General features: G+C 54.8%; 19 protein-coding genes and 1 other annotated feature. Of the genes, 14 read left to right on the plus strand and 5 right to left on the minus strand.

The window, feature by feature from the left end; all coding sequences use genetic code 11:
* Positions 1 to 18 precede the first annotated feature (18 nt).
* Together hisG and hisL are read right to left on the minus strand one after the other, a co-directional pair.
* Positions 19 to 918, minus strand: coding sequence for an ATP phosphoribosyltransferase (gene hisG, locus ACMYSL_RS10270; protein WP_110275568.1), 900 nt, complete (start codon positions 916 to 918; stop codon positions 19 to 21).
* Positions 919 to 965: 47 nt separating this feature from the next.
* Positions 966 to 1088: a sequence feature (His leader region), on the minus strand.
* A complete protein-coding gene (hisL, locus tag ACMYSL_RS10275; protein ID WP_009654477.1) occupies positions 1064 to 1114 on the minus strand; it encodes a his operon leader peptide in 51 nt (16 codons plus the stop codon). It overlaps the preceding feature by 25 nt.
* Positions 1115 to 1288: 174 nt before the next feature.
* Here hisL and ACMYSL_RS10280 point away from each other — a divergent pair, with 174 nt between their 5' ends.
* From ACMYSL_RS10280 to ACMYSL_RS10295, 4 genes are all read left to right on the plus strand, one after another.
* Positions 1289 to 2113 (plus strand): SDR family oxidoreductase, encoded by an 825-nt coding sequence (locus ACMYSL_RS10280; RefSeq protein WP_304260367.1) that lies wholly within the window; start codon positions 1289 to 1291, stop codon positions 2111 to 2113.
* A 39-nt stretch (positions 2114 to 2152) separates the two neighbouring features.
* Positions 2153 to 3043 (plus strand): LysR family transcriptional regulator, encoded by an 891-nt coding sequence (locus tag ACMYSL_RS10285; protein WP_434662619.1) that lies wholly within the window; start codon positions 2153 to 2155, stop codon positions 3041 to 3043.
* Between the two features lie 235 nt (positions 3044 to 3278).
* The gene (gene yoeI / locus ACMYSL_RS10290) at positions 3279 to 3341 is read left to right on the plus strand and encodes a membrane protein YoeI (RefSeq protein ID WP_098949253.1); all 63 of its coding nucleotides are present in this window, start codon (positions 3279 to 3281) and stop codon (positions 3339 to 3341) included.
* Positions 3331 to 4689: an APC family permease gene (locus ACMYSL_RS10295; protein WP_434662621.1), complete on the plus strand. Its 1359-nt coding sequence runs from the start codon at positions 3331 to 3333 to the stop codon at positions 4687 to 4689. Before yoeI ends, ACMYSL_RS10295 begins: the two co-directional genes overlap by 11 nt.
* Before the next feature lie 163 nt (positions 4690 to 4852).
* On the opposite strand, the gene ACMYSL_RS10300 is transcribed toward ACMYSL_RS10295, so the two are convergent.
* Positions 4853 to 5164, minus strand: coding sequence for an ArsR/SmtB family transcription factor (locus ACMYSL_RS10300; protein WP_004103633.1), 312 nt, complete (start codon positions 5162 to 5164; stop codon positions 4853 to 4855).
* A gap of 238 nt (positions 5165 to 5402) precedes the next feature.
* Here ACMYSL_RS10300 and fusA point away from each other — a divergent pair, with 238 nt between their 5' ends.
* Positions 5403 to 7505, plus strand: coding sequence for an elongation factor G (gene fusA / locus ACMYSL_RS10305; RefSeq protein WP_434662624.1), 2103 nt, complete (start codon positions 5403 to 5405; stop codon positions 7503 to 7505).
* Positions 7506 to 7609: 104 nt separating this feature from the next.
* On the opposite strand, the gene sbcB is transcribed toward fusA, so the two are convergent.
* Positions 7610 to 9034 (minus strand): exodeoxyribonuclease I, encoded by a 1425-nt coding sequence (gene sbcB, locus ACMYSL_RS10310; protein ID WP_434662627.1) that lies wholly within the window; start codon positions 9032 to 9034, stop codon positions 7610 to 7612.
* A 180-nt stretch (positions 9035 to 9214) separates the two neighbouring features.
* Between sbcB and dacD the strand changes: the two genes are divergently transcribed.
* From dacD to cobS, 7 genes are all read left to right on the plus strand, one after another.
* A complete protein-coding gene (dacD, locus tag ACMYSL_RS10315) occupies positions 9215 to 10381 on the plus strand; it encodes a serine-type D-Ala-D-Ala carboxypeptidase DacD (protein ID WP_182207275.1) in 1167 nt (388 codons plus the stop codon).
* A 154-nt stretch (positions 10382 to 10535) separates the two neighbouring features.
* On the plus strand, positions 10536 to 11972 hold the full coding sequence (locus tag ACMYSL_RS10320) for a capsule assembly Wzi family protein (RefSeq protein WP_434662630.1): 1437 nt from the start codon (positions 10536 to 10538) through the stop codon (positions 11970 to 11972).
* A gap of 127 nt (positions 11973 to 12099) precedes the next feature.
* Complete coding sequence (gene sbmC / locus ACMYSL_RS10325; RefSeq protein WP_182207273.1) at positions 12100 to 12573, plus strand: DNA gyrase inhibitor SbmC; 474 nt, start codon at positions 12100 to 12102, stop codon at positions 12571 to 12573.
* 98 nt (positions 12574 to 12671) lie between these two features.
* Entirely contained in the window at positions 12672 to 13730 is a 1059-nt protein-coding gene (locus ACMYSL_RS10330; RefSeq protein ID WP_142514892.1) for an FUSC family protein, read from the plus strand.
* 168 nt (positions 13731 to 13898) lie between these two features.
* On the plus strand, positions 13899 to 14234 hold the full coding sequence (locus tag ACMYSL_RS10335; RefSeq protein WP_110275437.1) for a DUF496 family protein: 336 nt from the start codon (positions 13899 to 13901) through the stop codon (positions 14232 to 14234).
* Between the two features lie 197 nt (positions 14235 to 14431).
* On the plus strand, positions 14432 to 14632 hold the full coding sequence (locus ACMYSL_RS10340) for a bifunctional adenosylcobinamide kinase/adenosylcobinamide-phosphate guanylyltransferase (RefSeq protein ID WP_434662631.1): 201 nt from the start codon (positions 14432 to 14434) through the stop codon (positions 14630 to 14632).
* 77 nt (positions 14633 to 14709) lie between these two features.
* Positions 14710 to 15450 carry an adenosylcobinamide-GDP ribazoletransferase gene (gene cobS, locus ACMYSL_RS10345; protein WP_181485690.1) on the plus strand — a complete coding sequence of 247 codons (741 nt, stop codon included), beginning with the start codon at positions 14710 to 14712 and terminating at the stop codon, positions 15448 to 15450.
* Between the two features lie 111 nt (positions 15451 to 15561).
* Here the strand turns inward: cobS and ACMYSL_RS10350 are convergent, their stop codons facing one another.
* Positions 15562 to 16671, minus strand: coding sequence for an adenosylhomocysteinase (locus ACMYSL_RS10350; RefSeq protein ID WP_181485691.1), 1110 nt, complete (start codon positions 16669 to 16671; stop codon positions 15562 to 15564).
* Between the two features lie 250 nt (positions 16672 to 16921).
* On the opposite strand from ACMYSL_RS10350, the gene ACMYSL_RS10355 reads away from it, so the two are divergent.
* The gene (locus ACMYSL_RS10355) at positions 16922 to 17653 is read left to right on the plus strand and encodes an HPP family protein (protein WP_434662634.1); all 732 of its coding nucleotides are present in this window, start codon (positions 16922 to 16924) and stop codon (positions 17651 to 17653) included.
* Positions 17654 to 18033: 380 nt separating this feature from the next.
* Positions 18034 to 19458, plus strand: coding sequence for a sugar porter family MFS transporter (locus ACMYSL_RS10360; protein ID WP_112216589.1), 1425 nt, complete (start codon positions 18034 to 18036; stop codon positions 19456 to 19458).
* The last annotated feature ends 11 nt before the right edge of the window (positions 19459 to 19469 follow it).

Genomic DNA, 19469 nt, shown 5'->3' on the forward strand with positions numbered 1-19469 from the left:
CGTTACCGACCTGTCGGATTACTCCATCATCTTCTCAATCGGCAGCACCAGAATGGAGCTGGCACCCAGCGCTTTCAGTTTTTCCATGGTTTCCCAGAACAGGGTTTCGCTGCTTACCATGTGCATTGCCACGCGCTGCTTGTCGCCAGCCAGCGGCAGAATGGTTGGACGTTCGGCGCCCGGCAGCAGGGCCACCACTTCTTCCAGACGCTCGGTCGGGGCGTGCATCATGATGTATTTCGACTCGCGGGCCTGAATTACGCCCTGAATACGGGTCAGCAAGCGGTCAATCAGCTGCTGTTTGCTATCTGCCATCTCGCCGTCGCGCTGGATCAGACAGGCTTTAGAGCGGAACATGACTTCCACTTCACGCAGGCCGTTCGCTTCGAGGGTCGCGCCGGTAGACACCAGGTCGCAAATGGCGTCGGCGAGGCCAGCGCGCGGGGCCACTTCAACCGAGCCGTTCAGCAGGCAGGATTTGAACGAGATGCCTTTTTGGTCAAGGTAACGCTTCAGCAGGTGCGGGTAGGAGGTGGCGATGCGTTTACCGTCAAGCGCAGCCGGGCCGTCCCATTTTTCATCTGCCGGAGTCGCCAGTGACAGGCGGCAGCCGCCGAAATCGAGACGGCGCAGGGTGAAGTAGCGCGGATCTTCGCCCTGAGCGCGGCGGCTCAGCAGCTCTTCTTCCAGCACGTTTTCGCCGATAATCCCCAAATCGACCACGCCATCCATGATGAGGCCCGGGATATCGTCATCACGCACGCGCAGAATGTCGATTGGCATATTTTCCGCCATCGCAATCAGGCGCTGGGTGTGCAAATTCACTTTGATGCCGCAGCGGCTGAGTAATTCGCGTGAATCTTCACTTAAACGCCCTGATTTCTGAATAGCTATGCGTAAACGGCTGTTGTCTAACATTCTTATTTTCCTCTGTAACCTTGTCTGAATCTGTCCGAATTCGGTCCAAAAAAAAGCCCCCGGAAGTGAATCTTCCGGGGGCTCTCTTTGCGTTCATGCACCACTGGAAGATCCAAACGTCTTCCAGCACACATCGCCTGAAAGACTAGTCAGGATGATGGTGATGATGGTGGTTTTTAAATTGAACGCTGTTCATAAAATTCTCTGTGAATGACTATGCATTTGATGCCTTTAACCTAAACCACTTTACTCGCATAAAGCAAGGGCTTTTTTCTATCATTAATTCATTTCATATTGACCGAAGAAATTGTCAGTTGCCACTGGCTGGCGTAGCCTTAAGTCAGTACAGCGAAAAGTCAGGAGCAAGGGGATGAAAAAGGTCGCGATCGTAGGTTTGGGATGGCTGGGTATGCCGCTTGCGCTGTCGTTGATGTCGCGTGGATGGCAGGTGACCGGCAGTAAGACCACGCAAGATGGCGTGGAAGCGGCGCGAATGTGCGGCATCGACGGCTATCCGTTACGTCTGGAGCCGCAGCTGGTCTGCGATACCGACGACCTGGATGCATTAATGAATGTTGATGCGCTGGTGATCACCTTACCGGCGCGCCGTACCGGACCGGGGGAGGATTTTTACCTTCAGGCGGTACAGGAGATCGTCGATACCGCGCTGGCCCATCACGTGCCGCGGATCATTTTTACCAGCTCAACCTCTGTTTATGGCAACGCCAGCGGCACGCTGAAAGAGAGCTCCCCGCGCGACCCGCAAACCGCCAGCGGCAGGGTGCTGAAAGAGCTGGAGGACTGGCTGCATAATCTTCCCGGCACCTCGGTGGATATTTTACGCCTCGCCGGGCTGGTGGGGCCGTCCCGTCATCCGGGGCGCTTCTTTGCCGGGAAATCCGCGCCGGACGGCCAGCACGGCGTCAATCTGGTACATCTCCAGGATGTGATTGCCGCCATTGAGCTGTTATTGCAGGCCCCGAAGGGCGGGCACATCTATAATATATGTGCGCCTAAGCACCCAGCGCGCGGCGTTTTTTACCCGCAAATGGCCCGTGAGCTGGGGCTTCCTGAGCCTGTATTTAGTGATAATCCGGAAAACGGCGCAGGCAAGATCGTTGATGGTAACCGTATTTGCTACGAACTGGGGTTTGAATACCAGTACCCCGACCCGCTGGTAATGCCGATGGAGTAATCCGCCAGCGGCGAATCGCGTACCGTAAGGGGGACGACGATGAAACCACTGCTGGATGTGCTCGTCATTCTTGATGCCCTCGAAAAAGAGGGCAGCTTTGCCGCCGCCTCGGCAAAGCTCTATAAAACGCCCTCGGCATTGAGCTACACCATCCATAAGCTGGAAAGCGACCTCAATATTCAGCTCCTTGACCGCAGCGGCCACCGGGCGCGTTTTACCCGAACCGGACAGATGCTGCTGGAAAAGGGGCGCGACGTGCTGCATACCGCCCGTGAACTGGAAAAACAGGCTATTAAGCTGCATCAGGGCTGGGAAAATGCGCTGGTGCTGGCCGTCGATAACGCCTTTCCTTTCTTTCTACTGGCCCCGTTAATCACCTCGTTTTACCGCCTGCATAACGTCACTCGCCTGCATTTTCGCCGTGACATAGCCTCGTCGGCCTGGCAAACGCTGGTGGACGGAGAGGCGGATCTGGTGCTCGGCGCGCTGAGCGAACCGCCGGCGTTAAGCGGTTACGGCTTTAGCTCGCTAGGGACGCTGGAACAGGTGTTTGTCGTTTCACCACTGCATCCGCTTGCCCATACCCCTGAACCGTTGAGCTGGCGGACGCTGCGACGCCATCGCGCTATTGTGACCGTTAACCCCTGGCCACAAGGGGATAGTCCGGACAGCCTGACGGTTTTCGATATCGCCAGTCAGCTGGCCTTACTTTGCTCTGGACTGGGATGGGGCTATTTGCCGCTATTCCAGGTACAGGCGTTATTAGAGAGCGGCGAGTTAAAGATAATAACCGCGACGGTTCCTGGGCCTTTAAATCGTGCCTGGATTGGCTGGAATGAAGATGCCTGTGGACCGGCAGGCGAATGGTGGCGAAACGAGGTATTAGCAAATAGTGCTATCCGTAACATCTATAATACTAAAATCGTATGAATATTAGGCTTTTAAATAATTGCCGCCATTTTTTGGCCTTGCAACATCTTGTCATCGTGCCAGTAGTTGTTGCAAAATACGCGTCCTGAAAATCAGAAACTGGCCGACGCTTTTTTAAAGTGTCGGTTATTTTTTTGGTTGAAAGACACATCATTCAATACCAAGAGGCCGGGCTTCGTACCGGATAGATATTTACTAAAAACCGACAGTGGTTGTCGCTGAGGAATACAAAGAAATGGGGCAATTTTTTGCTTACGCGCTGGCATTCGCCGTAAAAGGGGATAACTATGTCGCATAACGCTACTCCAAAAACCTCTCGCGTGGAATTACGTAAAACGCTTACGTTGATTCCGGTTGTTATGATGGGCCTGGCCTATATGCAGCCAATGACGCTGTTCGATACGTTTGGTATCGTCTCTGGATTGACTGATGGTCACGTTGCGACGGCCTACGCCTTCGCACTGATCGCCATTCTCTTCACGGCACTGAGCTACGGTAAACTGGTTCGCCGTTTCCCGTCAGCGGGTTCCGCTTACACCTACGCACAGAAATCCATTAGCCCGGCTGTCGGCTTTATGGTTGGCTGGTCATCGCTGCTGGACTACCTGTTCATGCCGATGATCAACATTCTGCTGGCGAAAATTTACTTTGAAGCGCTGGTACCTTCCGTACCATCGTGGATCTTCGTTGTCGGGTTAGTGGCCTTTATGACCGCTTCGAACCTGCGCAGCATTAAGACCGTGGCGAATTTCAACACGCTGATCGTTATCCTGCAGATGGGTATCGTGGCGGTGATTGTTGGGATGATTATCTACGGTGTTGCGCACGGTGAAGGCGCGGGTACGCTGACCAGCACCCGTCCGTTCTGGTCTGAAGGCGCACACGTGGTGCCGATGATTACCGGCGCGACGATCCTGTGCTTCTCGTTCCTCGGCTTTGACGGTATCTCTTCTCTGTCTGAAGAAACCAAAGATGCAGAGCGCGTGATCCCGAAGGCTATCTTCCTGACTGCGCTGATTGGCGGCCTGATTTTTATCGGCGCTTCCTACTTCCTGCAGCTGTACTTCCCGGATATCTCGCGCTTTAAAGATCCGGATGCGTCGCAGCCAGAAATCATGCTGTACGTGGCGGGCAAAACATTCCAGTGGGGCGTGCTGATTTTCTCCAGCGTCACCGTACTGGCATCCGGCATGGCCGCGCACGCGGGCGTTTCTCGTCTGATGTACGTGATGGGCCGCGATGGCGTGTTCCCAAGCCGTTTCTTCGGTTATGTTCATCCGAAATGGCGTACCCCGGCATGGAACGTACTGCTGGTTGGCGTGATTGCCCTGCTGGCGATTAAATTCGACCTGGTGACGGCGACGGCGCTGATTAACTTTGGTGCGCTGGTGGCGTTCACCTTCGTTAACCTGTCGGTGATCTCTCAGTTCTGGATCCGTGAAAAACGCAACAAGACGCTGAAAGACCACTTTAACTACCTGTTCCTGCCGGTGTGCGGCGCGCTGACCGTTGGCGCACTGTGGATCAACTTAGAAGAGAGCTCAATGGTTCTCGGCCTGATCTGGGGCGGTATTGGTCTGCTCTACCTGGCCTGCGTAACTAAAAGCTTCCGCAACCCGGTACCGCAGTACGAAGACGTTGCTTAATCACACAATGTGATGAGAAAAGCCGGAGGGAAACCTCCGGCTTTTTTGTATCTGGCATTCGCTGATTCCCCGGTGGCGGCTGGCGCCACGGGTTTCTGCGGTCTGGTAGCCCGGACAGATGCGCAGCATCGCCTCCGGGAGATACGGCAGAAATGCGGACGGTTTACTTCTCTTGCTGCATCACCTTAAGCAGCGTATCCAGCAATCCAGGAAAGCGCGCGTCTAAATCTTCCCGGCGCAGCGAAATCAAATTCTCCCGCCCTTGAGGGCGTTGCCAAATCACACCGCTGTCGCGCAGGACGCGCCAGTGGTGGGTCATGGTCGACTTGGCCACATCTTCATGGCGCAGTGCGTTACAGCTCTGTTCGCTGCCGTCGGCAAGGATGCGGATAATCTCAAGTCGTAGCGGGTTACCGAGGGCAAAAAGGACATTTTCCAGGCGGATTTGTTCACGTTCGGGGTGATTGGCGATCATAATATTCCTGTGTCGGCGGTTGTGCTGCTCCGCGAGCAGCAGCCCGTATCGGCGGCTGGCCGGTAATATACCCAAACTGCTTTTTTAAAGCCACGCGCGTCGTCGCAGCTTCACCAATAGTAACGATAGCAAAAATAGTTCGAATATACTCGTACAGTTGTACTATGATAGATGGCGTTAAATGAATCGCGGCCAATTCCGGCCGCTTACTGACAGTCAAAATGACTAAGGACGCATCATGCCCCGACCCATCCCCCTCGAACGTTATCGCAACATCGGTATCTCCGCGCATATCGATGCCGGCAAAACCACCACCACCGAGCGCATTCTGTTTTATACCGGGATGAGCCACAAGCTGGGGGAAGTACACGATGGCGCGGCAACCACCGACTGGATGGCGCAGGAGCAGGAGCGCGGGATAACCATTACTTCTGCGGCGGTGAGTTGCTTCTGGCCCGGCATGGACCGCAGCTTCGAGCCGCACCGGATTAACATTATCGACACCCCCGGGCACGTGGATTTCACCATCGAAGTGGAACGATCCATGCGCGTACTGGACGGCGCGGTGATGGTTTACGACTCCGTTGGTGGCGTGCAGCCACAGTCGGAAACCGTCTGGCGTCAGGCGAATAAATACCATGTCCCACGGCTGGCCTTCGTCAACAAGATGGACCGCCCCGGCGCGGATTTTTTCCGCGTGGTGCAGATGATGACCGACCGCCTGAAGGCCAATCCGGTGCCTGTTGTTATTCCGGTTGGTGCTGAAGAGCACTTCGCCGGCGTGGTGGACCTCATCAAGATGCGCGCCATTCTGTGGGATGATGCCACTCAGGGTATGACCTTCAGCTATGCGCCGGTACCCGACGACCTGCTGGAAACCGCCCGGCTATGGCGGGAGAAAATGGTCTCGGCGGCGGCGGAAGCCCGTGACGAGCTGATGGATAAGTATCTGGAAACCGGCGATTTGAGCGAGACTGAAATCATCGCCGGGCTGCGTCAGCGCACCGTGAAAGGCGAAATTCAGGCGGTACTGTGCGGCAGCGCGTTTAAAAACAAAGGCGTGCAGCGGATGCTCGACGCGGTGGTTGAGCTGATGCCGTCACCGCTGGATATTCCGGCGATTCAGGGCATTGATGAGAAAGGAGAGCCCGCTGAACGTCACCCGAGCGATGATGAGCCGTTCTCGGCGCTGGCCTTCAAGCTAATGACCGACCCCTATGTCGGACAGCTAACCTTTATTCGTGTCTATTCCGGAACCTTGAAAAAAGGTGATGCGGTGTGGAACCCGGTGAAAGAGAAGAAAGAGCGTATCGGACGAATCGTGCTGATGCAGGCCAACGATCGCCATGAGGTCGATGAGCTGCACGCCGGGGATATTGCCGCCTGCGTCGGCCTGAAGGATGTCACTACCGGCGACACGCTGTGCGACCCGAACGCGGTGATTACTCTGGAACGAATGGAGTTTCCGGAACCGGTGATTTCGCTGGCGATTGAACCGAAAACCAAAGCCGATCAGGAGAAAATGGGCATCGCGCTGCAGCGGCTGGCGGCGGAAGATCCGTCGTTCCGTCTGCATACTGACGAAGAGTCCGGGCAGACAATCATTTCCGGGATGGGCGAACTGCATCTGGAGATCATCGTCGACCGCATGAAGCGTGAGTTTGGCGTTGAGGCGAATATCGGTCGTCCGCAGGTAACGTATCGCGAAACGATCCGCAAAACGGTGAAAGAGGTGGAGGGTAAGTTCGTCCGCCAGTCCGGTGGTAAAGGGCAGTACGGTCATGTGGTACTAACCCTTGAACCGCTGGAGCCGGGTAGCGGTTTCGTTTTTGAAGATGCCACCAAAGGCGGCGTGGTGCCGCGTGAGTACATTCCTTCAGTGGAAAAAGGGCTGCGCGAAGCGCTGGGCTCCGGCGTGCTGGCGGGCTATCCGGTGGTGGATATCAAAGCGACCCTGACCTTTGGTTCATATCACGATGTCGACTCTTCGGAAATGGCCTTCCGCATGGCGGCGATTTTCGGCTTCAAGGAAGGGGCGCGCAGAGCGGATCCGGTGATTCTCGAACCGGTGATGCATGTGGAAGTGGAAACGCCGGAAGATTACGCCGGTAACATTATGGGCGATCTCTCTTCCCGTCGCGGGATGGTGCAGGGGATGGAAGAGCGGTTCGGCAGCCAGATTATCCGCGCCGACGTGCCGCTCGCCGAAATGTTTGGTTATTCCACCACGCTGCGTTCGATGTCTCAGGGCCGGGCGACTTACAGCATGGAGTTCCACCACTACGCACAAGCCCCGCACAACGTGGCAGAGGCGATTATCGCCAGCCGTGCCAAAGGCTAAATAACCTTCCCGGAGGCGATGCTGCGCATCTGTCCGGGCTACCATCTATCAGACGAGTAGCCCGGACAGGCGCGTCAAGCGCCGCCTCCGGGAATTTCTCCCAATCAAACAATCTCCTGCGCGTACTGCCACAGCGCCTTCAGCTGCGCCAGCTTCTCTTTATCATCCGCATGCTGTTGATACAGCATCTGCAGCTCATCGGCATAGGCCTGTAAAAACTCTGGCGTAAACACCTCACGACGATGCTCCAGCCAGCGCTGCTGCTCGGTTTCATCCAGCGTGCCTGGGAAATTGCGTGCACGATAGTTGAACAACAGACGCTCAATACGCTTATCGGCGAAGGTGATATCCAGCGCCGGCAGGTTATGCGGCTCGGTCTCAAGCACGATTTTCATTGCCGCGCGATCGGCATCGCTGAAAAAGCCGTTATACAGCTGGGCATCGACGTTATCGGACGGCACAAAAGGCTCCGCTTCGGCAAAAATCGCCACCACTTTTTCGCGCACCTGGGGATTAGCCCGTAGATGCTGGGCGTTATCCAGACAGCGCTGGATATTGATCCCCAACCGGTCGGCATCCTGCGGGCGCAAAGTGTTTTGCTGCGCCAGCACCGGGCACTTATTGAGATGCACCAGCTTAATCGGTACTGCGGCCAGATCGCCCAACTCGCTTTTCGGCGTATACAGCCGCTCGCGCAGGGTATCGGCATCCAGCTCCAGCAGCGGAGAGATATCCCCGGCCAGGTCGACCATAATCACCGCATTACGATTATCCGGATGCCACGCCAGCGGAGCCACCAGGCTGGTATTGCCGCGCGCCGCGCCAAACATGCCGGAAACATGCACCAGCGGTTTGATCTGCGGAACGTCAATCAACGTCGCCAGCTTGCGTTTGTTGCGATAGCTATATAGATAGTCAAACAGGCGCGGCTGCTGGGTTTTCACCAGTTTTGCCATCGCAATGGTGGCGTAAACGTCGGCCATCGCGTCGTGGGCGTTGCTGTGCTCGATACCGTTGGCGACGGTCAGATGCTCCAGACGAAAGCTTGGCAGGCCATCTTCATTTTCCGGCCAGTTGATCCCTTCAGGGCGCAGTGCATAGCAGGCGCGCATCACGTCCAGCAAATCCCAACGAGAGTTATCGTGCTGCCAGCTCCAGGCGTAAGGATCGTAAAAATTGCGATAAAAGATATTGCGCGTCACTTCGTCATCGAAGCGCACGTTGTTGTAGCCGACGATACAGGTTTTCGGCACCGTGAACAGATCGTGAATGCGGCGGGCAAAGGCGGCTTCGTTGTCGCCTTTGGCGATAGCTTCCTGCGGCGTTATTCCGGTTATCATTACCGCCTGCGGCTGAGGCAGATAGTCATCGGCGAGCTTGCAGTAGAAGACCTCTGGTTCACCGACAACGTTCAGATCTTCATCGGTGCGAATGGCGGCAAACTGCGACGGTCGGTCGAGCGAAGGGCTGGTGCCGAAAGTCTCGTAATCGTGAAACAAAAATCCGGGCTGGTTGGCGCTATCTTGCATAATCTGTTCATTATCCCTGGTGGCGAGCAGCCATCATGGTAAACGATTTACCGGGCCATCAGAAGGGCATCGGCTTTGCCCATCGTCTGAGATGTCATATTTTCTTGCAATTAAACCCTGATATGAAACGAGAAGTTCCGTAAAAAGGACGGCGAATCTGTCAATTTAGAGGATATGCCGTTGAAAGGCCGTTTGTTTATTGCTGTAACTTTGCTCGCTGCGAGCGTTTCCTGCGCATTTGCCGCCAATGATTTTCCCGTCAACGTGACGCCGCCTTCCATTCAGGCCGGTTCCTGGGTGCTGATGGATTACACCACCGGTCAGATCCTGACTGCGGGTAACGAGCATCAGCAGCGCAATCCCGCGAGTTTGACCAAACTCATGACCGGCTATGTGGTTGACCGCGCCATCGACAGCCACCGTATCACCTTTGACGATATCGTCACCGTAGGCAAAGATGCCTGGGCCAAGGGTAATCCGGTATTCGACGGTTCTTCCCTGATGTTCCTCAAGCCTGGCGACCGCCTTAGCGTGCGTGATTTGAGCCGCGGGCTAATTGTTGACTCTGGTAACGACGCCTGCGTGGCGTTGGCGGACTATGTTGCGGGCGGTCAGCCACAGTTTGTCGCGCTGATGAATAGCTACGTAGAGAAACTGCACTTAAAGGATACCCACTTCGAAACCGTTCACGGCCTGGACGCACCGGGGCAACACAGTTCGGCCTACGATTTGGCCGTGCTCTCGCGGGCGATAATTCACGGCTCGCCGGACGTGTATCATATGTACAGCCAGAAAAGCCTGACCTGGAACGGCATTACCCAGCAGAACCGCAATGGCCTGCTATGGGATAAAACCATGAACGTCGATGGCCTGAAAACTGGCCATACTTCCGGGGCGGGATTTAACCTGATCGCGTCGGCGGTCGATGGTCAGCGCCGTCTGATTGCGGTGGTGATGGGGGCTGAAAGCCCGAAAGGGCGGGAACAACAGGCGGCGAAGCTGCTGCACTGGGGTCAGCAAAATTTCGACACCGTACAGGTTTTGCAGGACGGCAAACAGGTCGGGGTTGAGCGTATTTGGTATGGTGATAAAGAGCAGATTACGCTGGGCACCGATCAGGACTTCTGGCTGGCATTGCCGAAGTCGGAAGTGTCGCGTATTAAAGCCAAATATGTGTTGGATAAAAAAGTACTGGAAGCGCCGATTGCCGCCCATCAGCGGGTCGGTGAAATTTCGCTTTATGACGGCGATAAAGTGGTGGCCCACTGGCCGCTGGTGACGCTGGAAAGCGTCGGCAAGGGCGGTGTTTTCTCGCGCTTTAGCGATTATCTGCATCAGAAGCTGTAACTCTCCGGCCGCTCCGTTCTGGAGCGGCACCTCGTAGCTGTTTGATTATTATGCCACTTTGGTTGGCGCTTCGTTTAGTTTCAATCCTTTACCTTACCCGGTCACCGTTCAGGAAATAACCTGGCGCTTCTGCGCCAAACACGGAGCTGGGAAGATGAAATATTTTGCGCGTAGTGCGCTTTCTCTGGGATTGTTCGCCGTTTTTAGCACCTCTTGCTTTGCCTCTGGCCTGGTTCTGGCCGATAACGAATTCCGCAATGATTTAGCCTGGTTATCCGACCGTGGAACCCTCTCTTTAAGTTTGTCGACCTGGCCCCTGAGCGAGGAGGAGATTAACCGTGCGCTGGCCAATGCCCATCCGACAACATCCGCAGAGCGGGTGGTGCTGAGCCGGGTGAATCAGCGATTAAGATCGCTAAAGGCCGGCGTGCGCGTGACGGGCTACAGCTCCACTGACAAACCAGGAACGCCGCAGGGCTTCGCCCAGTCTTATCCCGCTGACCAGTCGCTCTCTATCGCGCTGAATAACAGCGGCGAATGGTGGGACCTGCACTTACAGGGCAACGTTGAAGGGGACAAGCGCATTAGCAACGGTTCAAACGTTAACGCTAATGGCGCATACGGCGCGGTAAAGTTGTGGAACCAGTGGCTGGCGTTCGGGCAGATCCCACAGTGGTGGGGGCCGGGTTATGAGGGCAGCCTGATTCGTTCCGATGCCGCGCGACCGATGACCGGTTTTCTGCTACAGCGTGCCGAGCAGAGCGCGCCGCAGACGTCATGGCTAAGCTGGATTGGCCCATGGCAGTATCAACTCTCTGCCAGCCAAATGAGCCAGTATGCTGCCGTTCCGCATACCAAAATCTTCGGCGGTCGCTTGACCTTTTCGCCGTTTAACTCGCTGGAGCTGGGGGCTTCGCGCATTATGCAGTGGGGTGGAGAAGGGCGTCCTTCCTCGTTTAGCAGCTTCTGGGACGGCCTGACCGGCAATGACAACACTGGCGAATCAGCCGACGATCCAGGCAATCAGCTGGCCGGTTTTGATTTCAAACTGAAGCTGGCGCCAACGCTGGGCTGGCCGGTGAGCGTTTACGGTCAGATGATCGGCGAAGATGAAGCCGGGTATTTACCCTCTGCGCACCTCTATCTTGGCGGCGTGGAAGGGCATCATCAATGGAACAACAACGCGGTTAACTGGTATCTGGAAGCCCACGATACCCGTTCGAATATGGGACGCACCAACTATATCTATAACCACTTTATCTACAAAGATGGCTACTACCAGCAGGGATATCCGCTGGGTGATGCAATGGGGGGCGACGGACGCTTGTATGCCGGGAAGGTAGAGCTGGTGACCGAAGAGAACCAGCGCTGGAGTGCGCGTCTGGTGTACGCCGAGGTGAATCCGAAGAATCAACGGATCAACAAAGCCTTCCCGCACGCCGACACGCTCAAAGGCGTGCAGTTGGGCTGGAGCGGTGATGTCATGCCGACGGTACGCCTGAGTACCTCCGTGTGGTACACCGATGCTAACCATAGCGCCAGCGATGACCTTGGGGCCAGTATCGGTCTCGAACTGCCGTTCAGTTTGTAATCGAATGGCGGCTGTTTTTTAGGCTTTTTCACACGCGATTTTTGTGAATTACCGCACATACTATGGGTGATAGTACTGTTAGATTATATGTATATTCATACAGTACTTTATCAACAATGGAGGTAGCATGGACTATAACGTTAAATCCGTGGGCAAAAGAAAGATCGCCGGGTTTCATCTGGTCGGTCCCTGGGAGCAGACGGTAAAACAGGGCTTTGAACAGCTGATGATGTGGGTTGATAACAGCCAGGTTCCGGCACAGGAGTGGGTCGCTGTCTATTACGACAATCCTGATGAAGTCCCGGCGGAAAAACTGCGCTGCGATACTGCCGTCACGGTGGCGGAAGACTACGAGCTCCCCGCTAACAGCGAAGGTGTGATGATGACCGAAATCGCCGCCGGAGATTATGCCGTCGCCCGCGCCAGAGTCGAAAATTTTGATTTTAAGACGCCGTGGTGTCAGTTCTTCGACAGCCTGATGCAAAGCAAAGAGTATCAAATGACGATGGATCCCTGCTTTGAAGTCTATCTTAACGACGGTGATAAGGATGGCTACTGGGATATCGAGATGTACATTGCGGTCGAGCCCTCGGTGAAATAAGGCTTTGTCCCCTCAGTGGACAAGGTTTCTTACATTCGCGTGATGCTTGCGGCGAAAAAGCAGTTACAATTGGCGTTTTCGTTGTGTCGGAGTCGGTTGTGCGCGCGGATAAATCACTTAAGCCATTTGAAATTCGGCTGTATCGCCATTACCGCATAGTCCATGGTGTGCGAATAGCATTGGCCTTTGTGCTCACCTTTCTGCTGGTGCGCTTGCTTAAGGTTCCGGAAGGGACCTGGCCACTCATCACCCTTGTGGTGGTTATGGGGCCCATCTCCTTTTGGGGAAACGTGGTGCCGCGTGCGTTTCAGCGCATCGGCGGCACCATTCTTGGTTCGGCCCTCGGGCTGGTGGCGCTCAAGCTGGAGCTTATCTCGCTGCCCATTATGCTGCTGTGGTGCGCGGCGGCAATGTTCCTCTGTGGCTGGTTGGCATTGGGTAAAAAGCCCTATCAGGCGCTGCTGATTGGCATTACGCTGGCGGTGGTTGTCGGTGCGCCGCCGGGAGACATGAATACTGCGTTGTGGCGAAGCGGCGACGTTATCTTTGGTTCCCTGCTGGCGATGCTGTTTACCGGTATCTGGCCGCAGCGGGCGTTTCTGCACTGGCGTATCCAGATGGCCAGCTACGTCACCACTTTTAACCGGCTCTATCAGGCGGGCTTTTCGCCGAATCTCGTTGAACGTCCGCGTCTGGAAAAACATCTGCAAAAAGTGCTCAACGACGTGGTGAAAATGCGTGGTTTGATCACCCCGGCCAGCAAAGAGACGCACATCCAGAAATCCATCTTCGAAGCGATCCAGACCGTCAGCCGCAATCTGGTCTGTATGCTGGAGCTGCAAATCAATGCTTACTGGGCCTCAAGGCCCGGTCACTTCGTGATGCTTAATGCCCATACGCTGCGTGAAACCCAGCAAATGACTCAGCAAACGCTGCTGACCATCGCTCATGCACTCTACGAAGGTAACCCGCAGCCAATTCTCGCCAATAATGAAAAGCTGAATGAAATCGTTGCCGAGCTGCGTCTGCTTATCAAAGAGCAGCAGGATGAGAATTTCTCCGAAACGCCGATTCATGGTTATGTCTGGTTAACCATAGAGCTGGCGCGCCAGCTTGAACTGCTGTCGCATTTAATCTGCCGGGCGTTGCGTAAATAAAGACCAGATACGCGCGGTTTGCCCATCGGTTGCTTCGATTCAGCAGCGTTTAGGGTTATGATTAGAGCAAAGGAAAAAACATTGTCATCAGCGGCTGCTAACAGTTATGTTAGCCCTATGTAGCAGTCGCTTTAGCGAATCCGAATCTCAAATATTAGGGGTGTAAAAATGGAAACAATTAAGCCTTCTTTCCAGGACGTACTGGAGTTTGTTCGCCTGTACCGTCGTAAGAACAAGCTGCAGCGTGAAATTCAGGACGTTGAGAAAAAGATCCGTGATAACCAGAAGCGCGTACTGCTGCTGGACAACCTCAGCGACTACATCAAGCCGGGCATGAGCGTTGAAGCTATTCAGGGCATCATTGCCAGCATGAAAAGCGATTACGAAGATCGCGTTGACGATTACATCATCAAAAATGCTGAGATCTCTAAAGAACGTCGCGATATCTCTAAAAAGCTGAAAGTGATGGGCGAAGCGAAAGTCGAAGAGAAAGCGGGCGAGTAATCCCCGGTTTAGCGCTCCGGTGGCGGTTCTCGCCGCCGGGGTCATCTTTCACCAAATCTGCGTTATCTCTCAAATCCTCAGCAAAACAGCCCGCGCAACGCTGATCCAACCCCCTATAATTTGGTATACTCCCGCCGTAAACATATTGATATCGGAAGGGTTTATCTCATGCTGTCCCTGCAACAGGTGCCGCCGCGATGATACTGATTGCCGGTGGCGCGCATAGCGACCAATGCCGTGATGCCGAATCTATACTCAACACCTTCGTTTCGGCTGCCTACATCATCACCTCCTGGATTTCCGACAATCAAGTAAGCGCTCGCATCCAACACCACCGTGATACCCGGCTGGCTCACTGGCGTCTGGAAGATGGATGTCAGGTATTTTTTGCAAAATAGCTACGCGGATAAATCGGGTAGCGGTCGGCGATAAATCACCGCTGACCGTGGGTTTTATCGACAGGAGTCTCACTTCAATGATTAAGTCTTTTTTTGCCGCATTATCGTTTATCAGTCGCCTGCCGGTCCCGGCGCGTTTGTCCCAGGGGCTGGAGATAGAACAATATCAACGCAGTATCGTCACGTTTCCATTCGTCGGGCTTTTGCTGGGGGCTATCGGCGGCGCGGTGGTGATGCTGCTCCAGCCGTGGTGCGGTGGCCCGCTTGCCGCGCTGCTCGGCGTGCTGGCGCTGGCGCTGTTGACTGGCGGTTTTCATCTTGATGGTCTGGCGGATACCTGCGATGGCATCTTTTCCGCCCGTCGCCGTGAGCGGATGCTGGAAATCATGCGCGACAGTCGGCTAGGAACCCATGGGGGTCTGGCGCTGATCTTCGTGCTGGTCGCTAAGGTGCTGGTGGTGAGCGAAGTCGCGCTACGCGGGACGTCGGCAATTGCTGCGCTGGCGGCTGCCTGCGCCGTGGGTCGCGGGATGGCGGTGCTGCTGATGTATCGCCAGCGCTACGCCCGCGAGGAGGGGCTGGGTAATCTGTTTATCGGCAAGATTACGCTGCGTCAGACGCTGATTACCATGGGGATAGCTCTGGTGCTGGCGACGCTGCTGCTCGGAGTCAACGGTTTGCGAGCGGCACTCATCACGGTGGTGCTGGTCTGGGCGTTGGGTCAGGCGCTGAAGCGTACCCTGGGTGGGCAAACAGGCGATACATTAGGCGCAGCGATTGAGCTGGGGGAAGTGATATTTCTGCTGGCGCTGCTATAGGAATTGCTTTCTTCCCGGTGGCGCTGTGTATGACCGGGCTACAGTCTGCATGCTGGGTAGCCCGGACATGGCGCATCGCGCCGCCTCCGGGAAATTACCCAGCGCATACGCCTACAGCGCTTTTTGCCACACGCTCTGCGGCAGCAGATAAACGTCCGCTGGCGCGTTCATTCCGTCGGTCACGATATGCTGAATGCCGCTGGTCATCACCGCCAGGGTGACGTCGAAGGCGTTCAGGCTATCGCCAAAACCGGCGGTCAGGTTGAGCATTGAACCATTAGCCATCAGATACACGGTTTTATCGCCCATCCGATAGGCGTTGATATACGGCATCACCTCTTCATGGCTGAACTGGCGCAGGTACTCGCAGTCAATCTCTTCCGCCACGTGGCCGACGTTAAGGATAAACACGCCATCTTTGGCCTTATCCAGCGCCTGTCTATTGACCACTTTTTTACCACCGGTCGCCGTGGCAACAACGTCTGCTGAGGCAATCGCTTCCTGCAATTCAACCACGTGCCAGCCGTCGTAGGCCGCCTGGAGTCGACGGGCCGGATCGATTTCCGCCACCATCACCTGGCCGCCGAAGGCTTTTGCTGCCGCCGCTACGCCCTGACCAACCAGACCATAACCGATCACCAGTACTTTTTTCTCATGCAGGGTGAGATGGGTGGTCTGGAAGAAGGTGTGCCAGGCGGTCAAACCGACCATATGGCGGTTGTGCAGCCCCTCTTTAACCGGTAAATCATCCCAGTTAAAAATCGGATAGCCGGGACGGATATCGCCCAAACGACTGACGCCGGAACCCGTCGCTTCAAGCCCAGCCACGATGTTGCCGAACTCGCCGCGCTGATGCAGCAGCGTGGTAATATCCGCGCCCATTTCACACAGATGCGTCGGCTGCCATGCAATCGCTTTTTCCCAGGATTGCTGCCAGTCGGCATCGCTCATATCGCGCCATGCACAGGCTTCTGCGCCGCGTTCCACCAGCCAGGCGACAACCTCGTCCTGTACTGTCGTTGGATTACAGGTGGTGAGGAAAACTTTCGCGCCTTTCTCGAGGATCCCCTGTACCAGTGGGATCATTTTCATATCAAGATGCATGCAGCAGGCCAGGCGGACCTGGCTGAGGTCGGGCAGGGCGGCAACCTGGCGCAGGGTGCGCGGCATATTCTGACTGGCCCATGCCACTTCTTTCTCTAAATTTGTTTTGTTATTCAATGTGGTTGACCTTCAATCCATAGAGTGGGTATACCCGTCATACTTTAAGTTGCATGTGCGTTGGCTTCCTGCAACTTGAATTATTCAGGGTATATATCCCGACGGGGAGAGTGATTTTAACGTAGCGTGTAAATTTTTTATATTCACAAAATGAATACTGTAAAGCCACGATAAAGACATGGTTGTTAAATTATGGTTAAAAAAAGAAAATGAAACATAAGTTCTTATTATGACGTAAGCGAGTTGTACGATGTTAAGCGTTTTACCCGGATCGTTCTTTTCACGGATCCGTATCTTCCTTGGCCGTTTGAAACCACATGCTTTGCCGGTCGCCAGAAAACACATTGTTTTGGCGTCGATCGGTGCCGGGACGGGGCTGGCGGTAACCAGCATGTTCAGCCACTGGTTGCTGGGCGAAGTCAATCTCTGGTTTATCGCGCCAATGGGCGCATCGGCGGTGTTGCTGTTTGGCGTGCCGAGCAGTCCGCTAGCCCAACCGTGGTCGATTGTCGGCGGCAACGTATTATCGGCGATCATCGGGGTGACGGTGGGGATACTGGTCCCCGATCTCGCGCTGGCTTGCGGTGTGGCGGCAGGGCTGGCGATCGCCGGAATGTATTTCCTGCGTTGCCTGCATCCGCCGGGCGGGGCGGTGGCGTTAACCGCGATCCTTGGCGGCGCTGGTGTGCAGAGTGAAGGCTATCACTTTGTTTTAACTCCGGTATTACTCAACTCCTTAATGCTGGCGCTGCTGGCCATTGTCTTCAATAATCTGGTTGGACGCCGCTATCCGCACCCGCTGGCGGCGGAAGAAGTGAAGGCGAAATCGGTGCCGCTGGGCATCGCTGTGACGCGTGACGATATCCACGCGGCGCTGCTCGACGGTCAGTTTCTCGATATTGATGAAGATGACGTGCAGGAACTGCTGGAAAATATCGAGCAGAAAGCCAGGCTGCGGATCGCCAGCACGCAACGATCCTGATTTTCTTTCCTGCTACCGGGGGAACGTGAATTTACCTCGCGTTCCCTTTTTTATTGTACTTCCTCCCGACCAATAGCCGAGTCAGGCAATTCTTCACGCCCCGTACGTACAAAACTCTCTGGATCGTGATTGCGATCGAGGAAATCGTCCATTTGATGAGCAAAAAGTTGACGCCCTTAACGAAATGAAAATTCCAAAATAAATTGATATGGATTTTTTAATTCGTAAGCGTATAACAAGTTGTTAAATTATGCACCCGGGTGCAAAGAGGTTTGCAACTGATTTCCGATGCCAGAACCTGCTGTCTCTGCATTGGCAATGTGATCTTTTTATTCATAAAAACAAAACGATAGAACGCTCATCCCTGACAGGACAACAAAATGACCGATCATGTGATAACTGAAAGTCGTAAAACAGATAATGATAAGAAAATCAGATTAATAACCCTCGTCTCCACCATCGGCGGTTTGTGCTTTGGCTATGACACCGGGGTTATTTCCGGCGCACTGATTTTTATGAAGAACGACCTTGGCCTCAGCCCGTTGCAGGAAGGGCTGGTGACATCATTCTTATTATTCGGCGCTGCAATCGGCTCCGTTGGTGGCGGTTGGCTGTCGGACCGGCAGGGCAGGCGGAAAAATATCCTTTGGGTGGCGATTATCTTTATCTTCGGCGCGCTCGGTACCGCCGTAGCGTGGGATATGTCGTCGATGATCATCGCCCGTTTTATCCTTGGACTGGCGGTGGGCTGCGCGTCGGTGACGGTACCGATTTATATCTCCGAACTAGCGAGGCCCTCGCAGCGCGAACGGCTGGTCACGGTCAACGAGCTGATGATCGTCACCGGGCAGTTTCTCGCCTATTCGGTCAACGCCGCCATTGTCAATTTCTATCCCGATATGTCACACAACTGGCGCTTGATGCTGGCAATCCCGGCGCTGCCCGGTGCGCTGCTGTGGATCGGCATGCTGGTGATGCCGGAGTCTCCACGTTTCTTTGTGCGTAAGGGGCAAATCGACAAAGCGGTTGCGGTGTTGAAAACGATTCGCCGTCCGGAAGAAGTGGAGCAGGAGATCCGCGATATTCAGCAGGTAAGCCAGGCTGGCGCTATCCATGGTCGGTTTATCGACGAACTGAAAAAGAAATGGGTGCTACAGCTGATTTTAATTGGCTTAATGATTGTGCTGGCGACGCGGGTCACCGGGGTTAATACCATCATGTACTACGCCCCGACGGTGCTGAAATCCACCGGTCTCGGCGATGCGGCGGCGGTGACCGGCGCGGTGGCTAACGGCGTGGTTTCTATCCTCGCGACTCTATTAGGGATGCTGCTGATTGGCAGACACTCGCGGCGGAAAATGTTCTTCACCGGGCAGATAGGCGTCACGTTAAGCCTGGTGCTGATCGGCCTCTCTTTCAAACTCTTCTTCCACATGGAAACCGTTGATGGCGTTAGCGGGCTGCAGGCCAACTTTGCCGGCGCCAGCTACATCATTCTCGCCCTGATGCTGGTGTTCCTGACCTTTATGCAGGGGTGGATTGCCCCGGTGTTCTGGCTAATGCTCGCGGAAATTTACCCGCTGCGGATGCGAGGCCTGGGAATGGGCTTTGCGGTATTCGGGCTATGGATTTTTGACTTCATCATCCAGTCCGTGTTCCCGATTTTACTTAACAACTATGGCGGTGGAATGACCTTCGGTTTCTTCGCCGGTACCAACGTCATTATGTTGATTCTGCTGGTGAAATATCTTCCGGAAACCCGCGGATTAACCCTTGAGCAAATTGAACAAAAATTCAGATTCTGATTTAGAAATGT

The organism is Klebsiella sp. MISC125, assembly GCF_051131775.1.
In the GTDB taxonomy this organism is placed as follows: Bacteria; Pseudomonadota; Gammaproteobacteria; order Enterobacterales; family Enterobacteriaceae; genus Klebsiella.

Coding starts and splice junctions, on each gene's coding strand:
- hisG (WP_110275568.1), bottom strand. CDS start 918: ATGTTAGACAACAGCCGTTTACGCATAGCTATTCAGAAATCAGGGCGT.
- ACMYSL_RS10280 (WP_304260367.1), top strand. CDS start 1,289: ATGAAAAAGGTCGCGATCGTAGGTTTGGGATGGCTGGGTATGCCGCTT.
- ACMYSL_RS10285 (WP_434662619.1), top strand. CDS start 2,153: ATGAAACCACTGCTGGATGTGCTCGTCATTCTTGATGCCCTCGAAAAA.
- ACMYSL_RS10295 (WP_434662621.1), top strand. CDS start 3,331: ATGTCGCATAACGCTACTCCAAAAACCTCTCGCGTGGAATTACGTAAA.
- ACMYSL_RS10300 (WP_004103633.1), bottom strand. CDS start 5,164: ATGATCGCCAATCACCCCGAACGTGAACAAATCCGCCTGGAAAATGTC.
- fusA (WP_434662624.1), top strand. CDS start 5,403: ATGCCCCGACCCATCCCCCTCGAACGTTATCGCAACATCGGTATCTCC.
- sbcB (WP_434662627.1), bottom strand. CDS start 9,034: ATGCAAGATAGCGCCAACCAGCCCGGATTTTTGTTTCACGATTACGAG.
- ACMYSL_RS10320 (WP_434662630.1), top strand. CDS start 10,536: ATGAAATATTTTGCGCGTAGTGCGCTTTCTCTGGGATTGTTCGCCGTT.
- sbmC (WP_182207273.1), top strand. CDS start 12,100: ATGGACTATAACGTTAAATCCGTGGGCAAAAGAAAGATCGCCGGGTTT.
- ACMYSL_RS10335 (WP_110275437.1), top strand. CDS start 13,899: ATGGAAACAATTAAGCCTTCTTTCCAGGACGTACTGGAGTTTGTTCGC.
- ACMYSL_RS10340 (WP_434662631.1), top strand. CDS start 14,432: ATGATACTGATTGCCGGTGGCGCGCATAGCGACCAATGCCGTGATGCC.
- cobS (WP_181485690.1), top strand. CDS start 14,710: ATGATTAAGTCTTTTTTTGCCGCATTATCGTTTATCAGTCGCCTGCCG.
- ACMYSL_RS10355 (WP_434662634.1), top strand. CDS start 16,922: ATGTTAAGCGTTTTACCCGGATCGTTCTTTTCACGGATCCGTATCTTC.
- ACMYSL_RS10360 (WP_112216589.1), top strand. CDS start 18,034: ATGACCGATCATGTGATAACTGAAAGTCGTAAAACAGATAATGATAAG.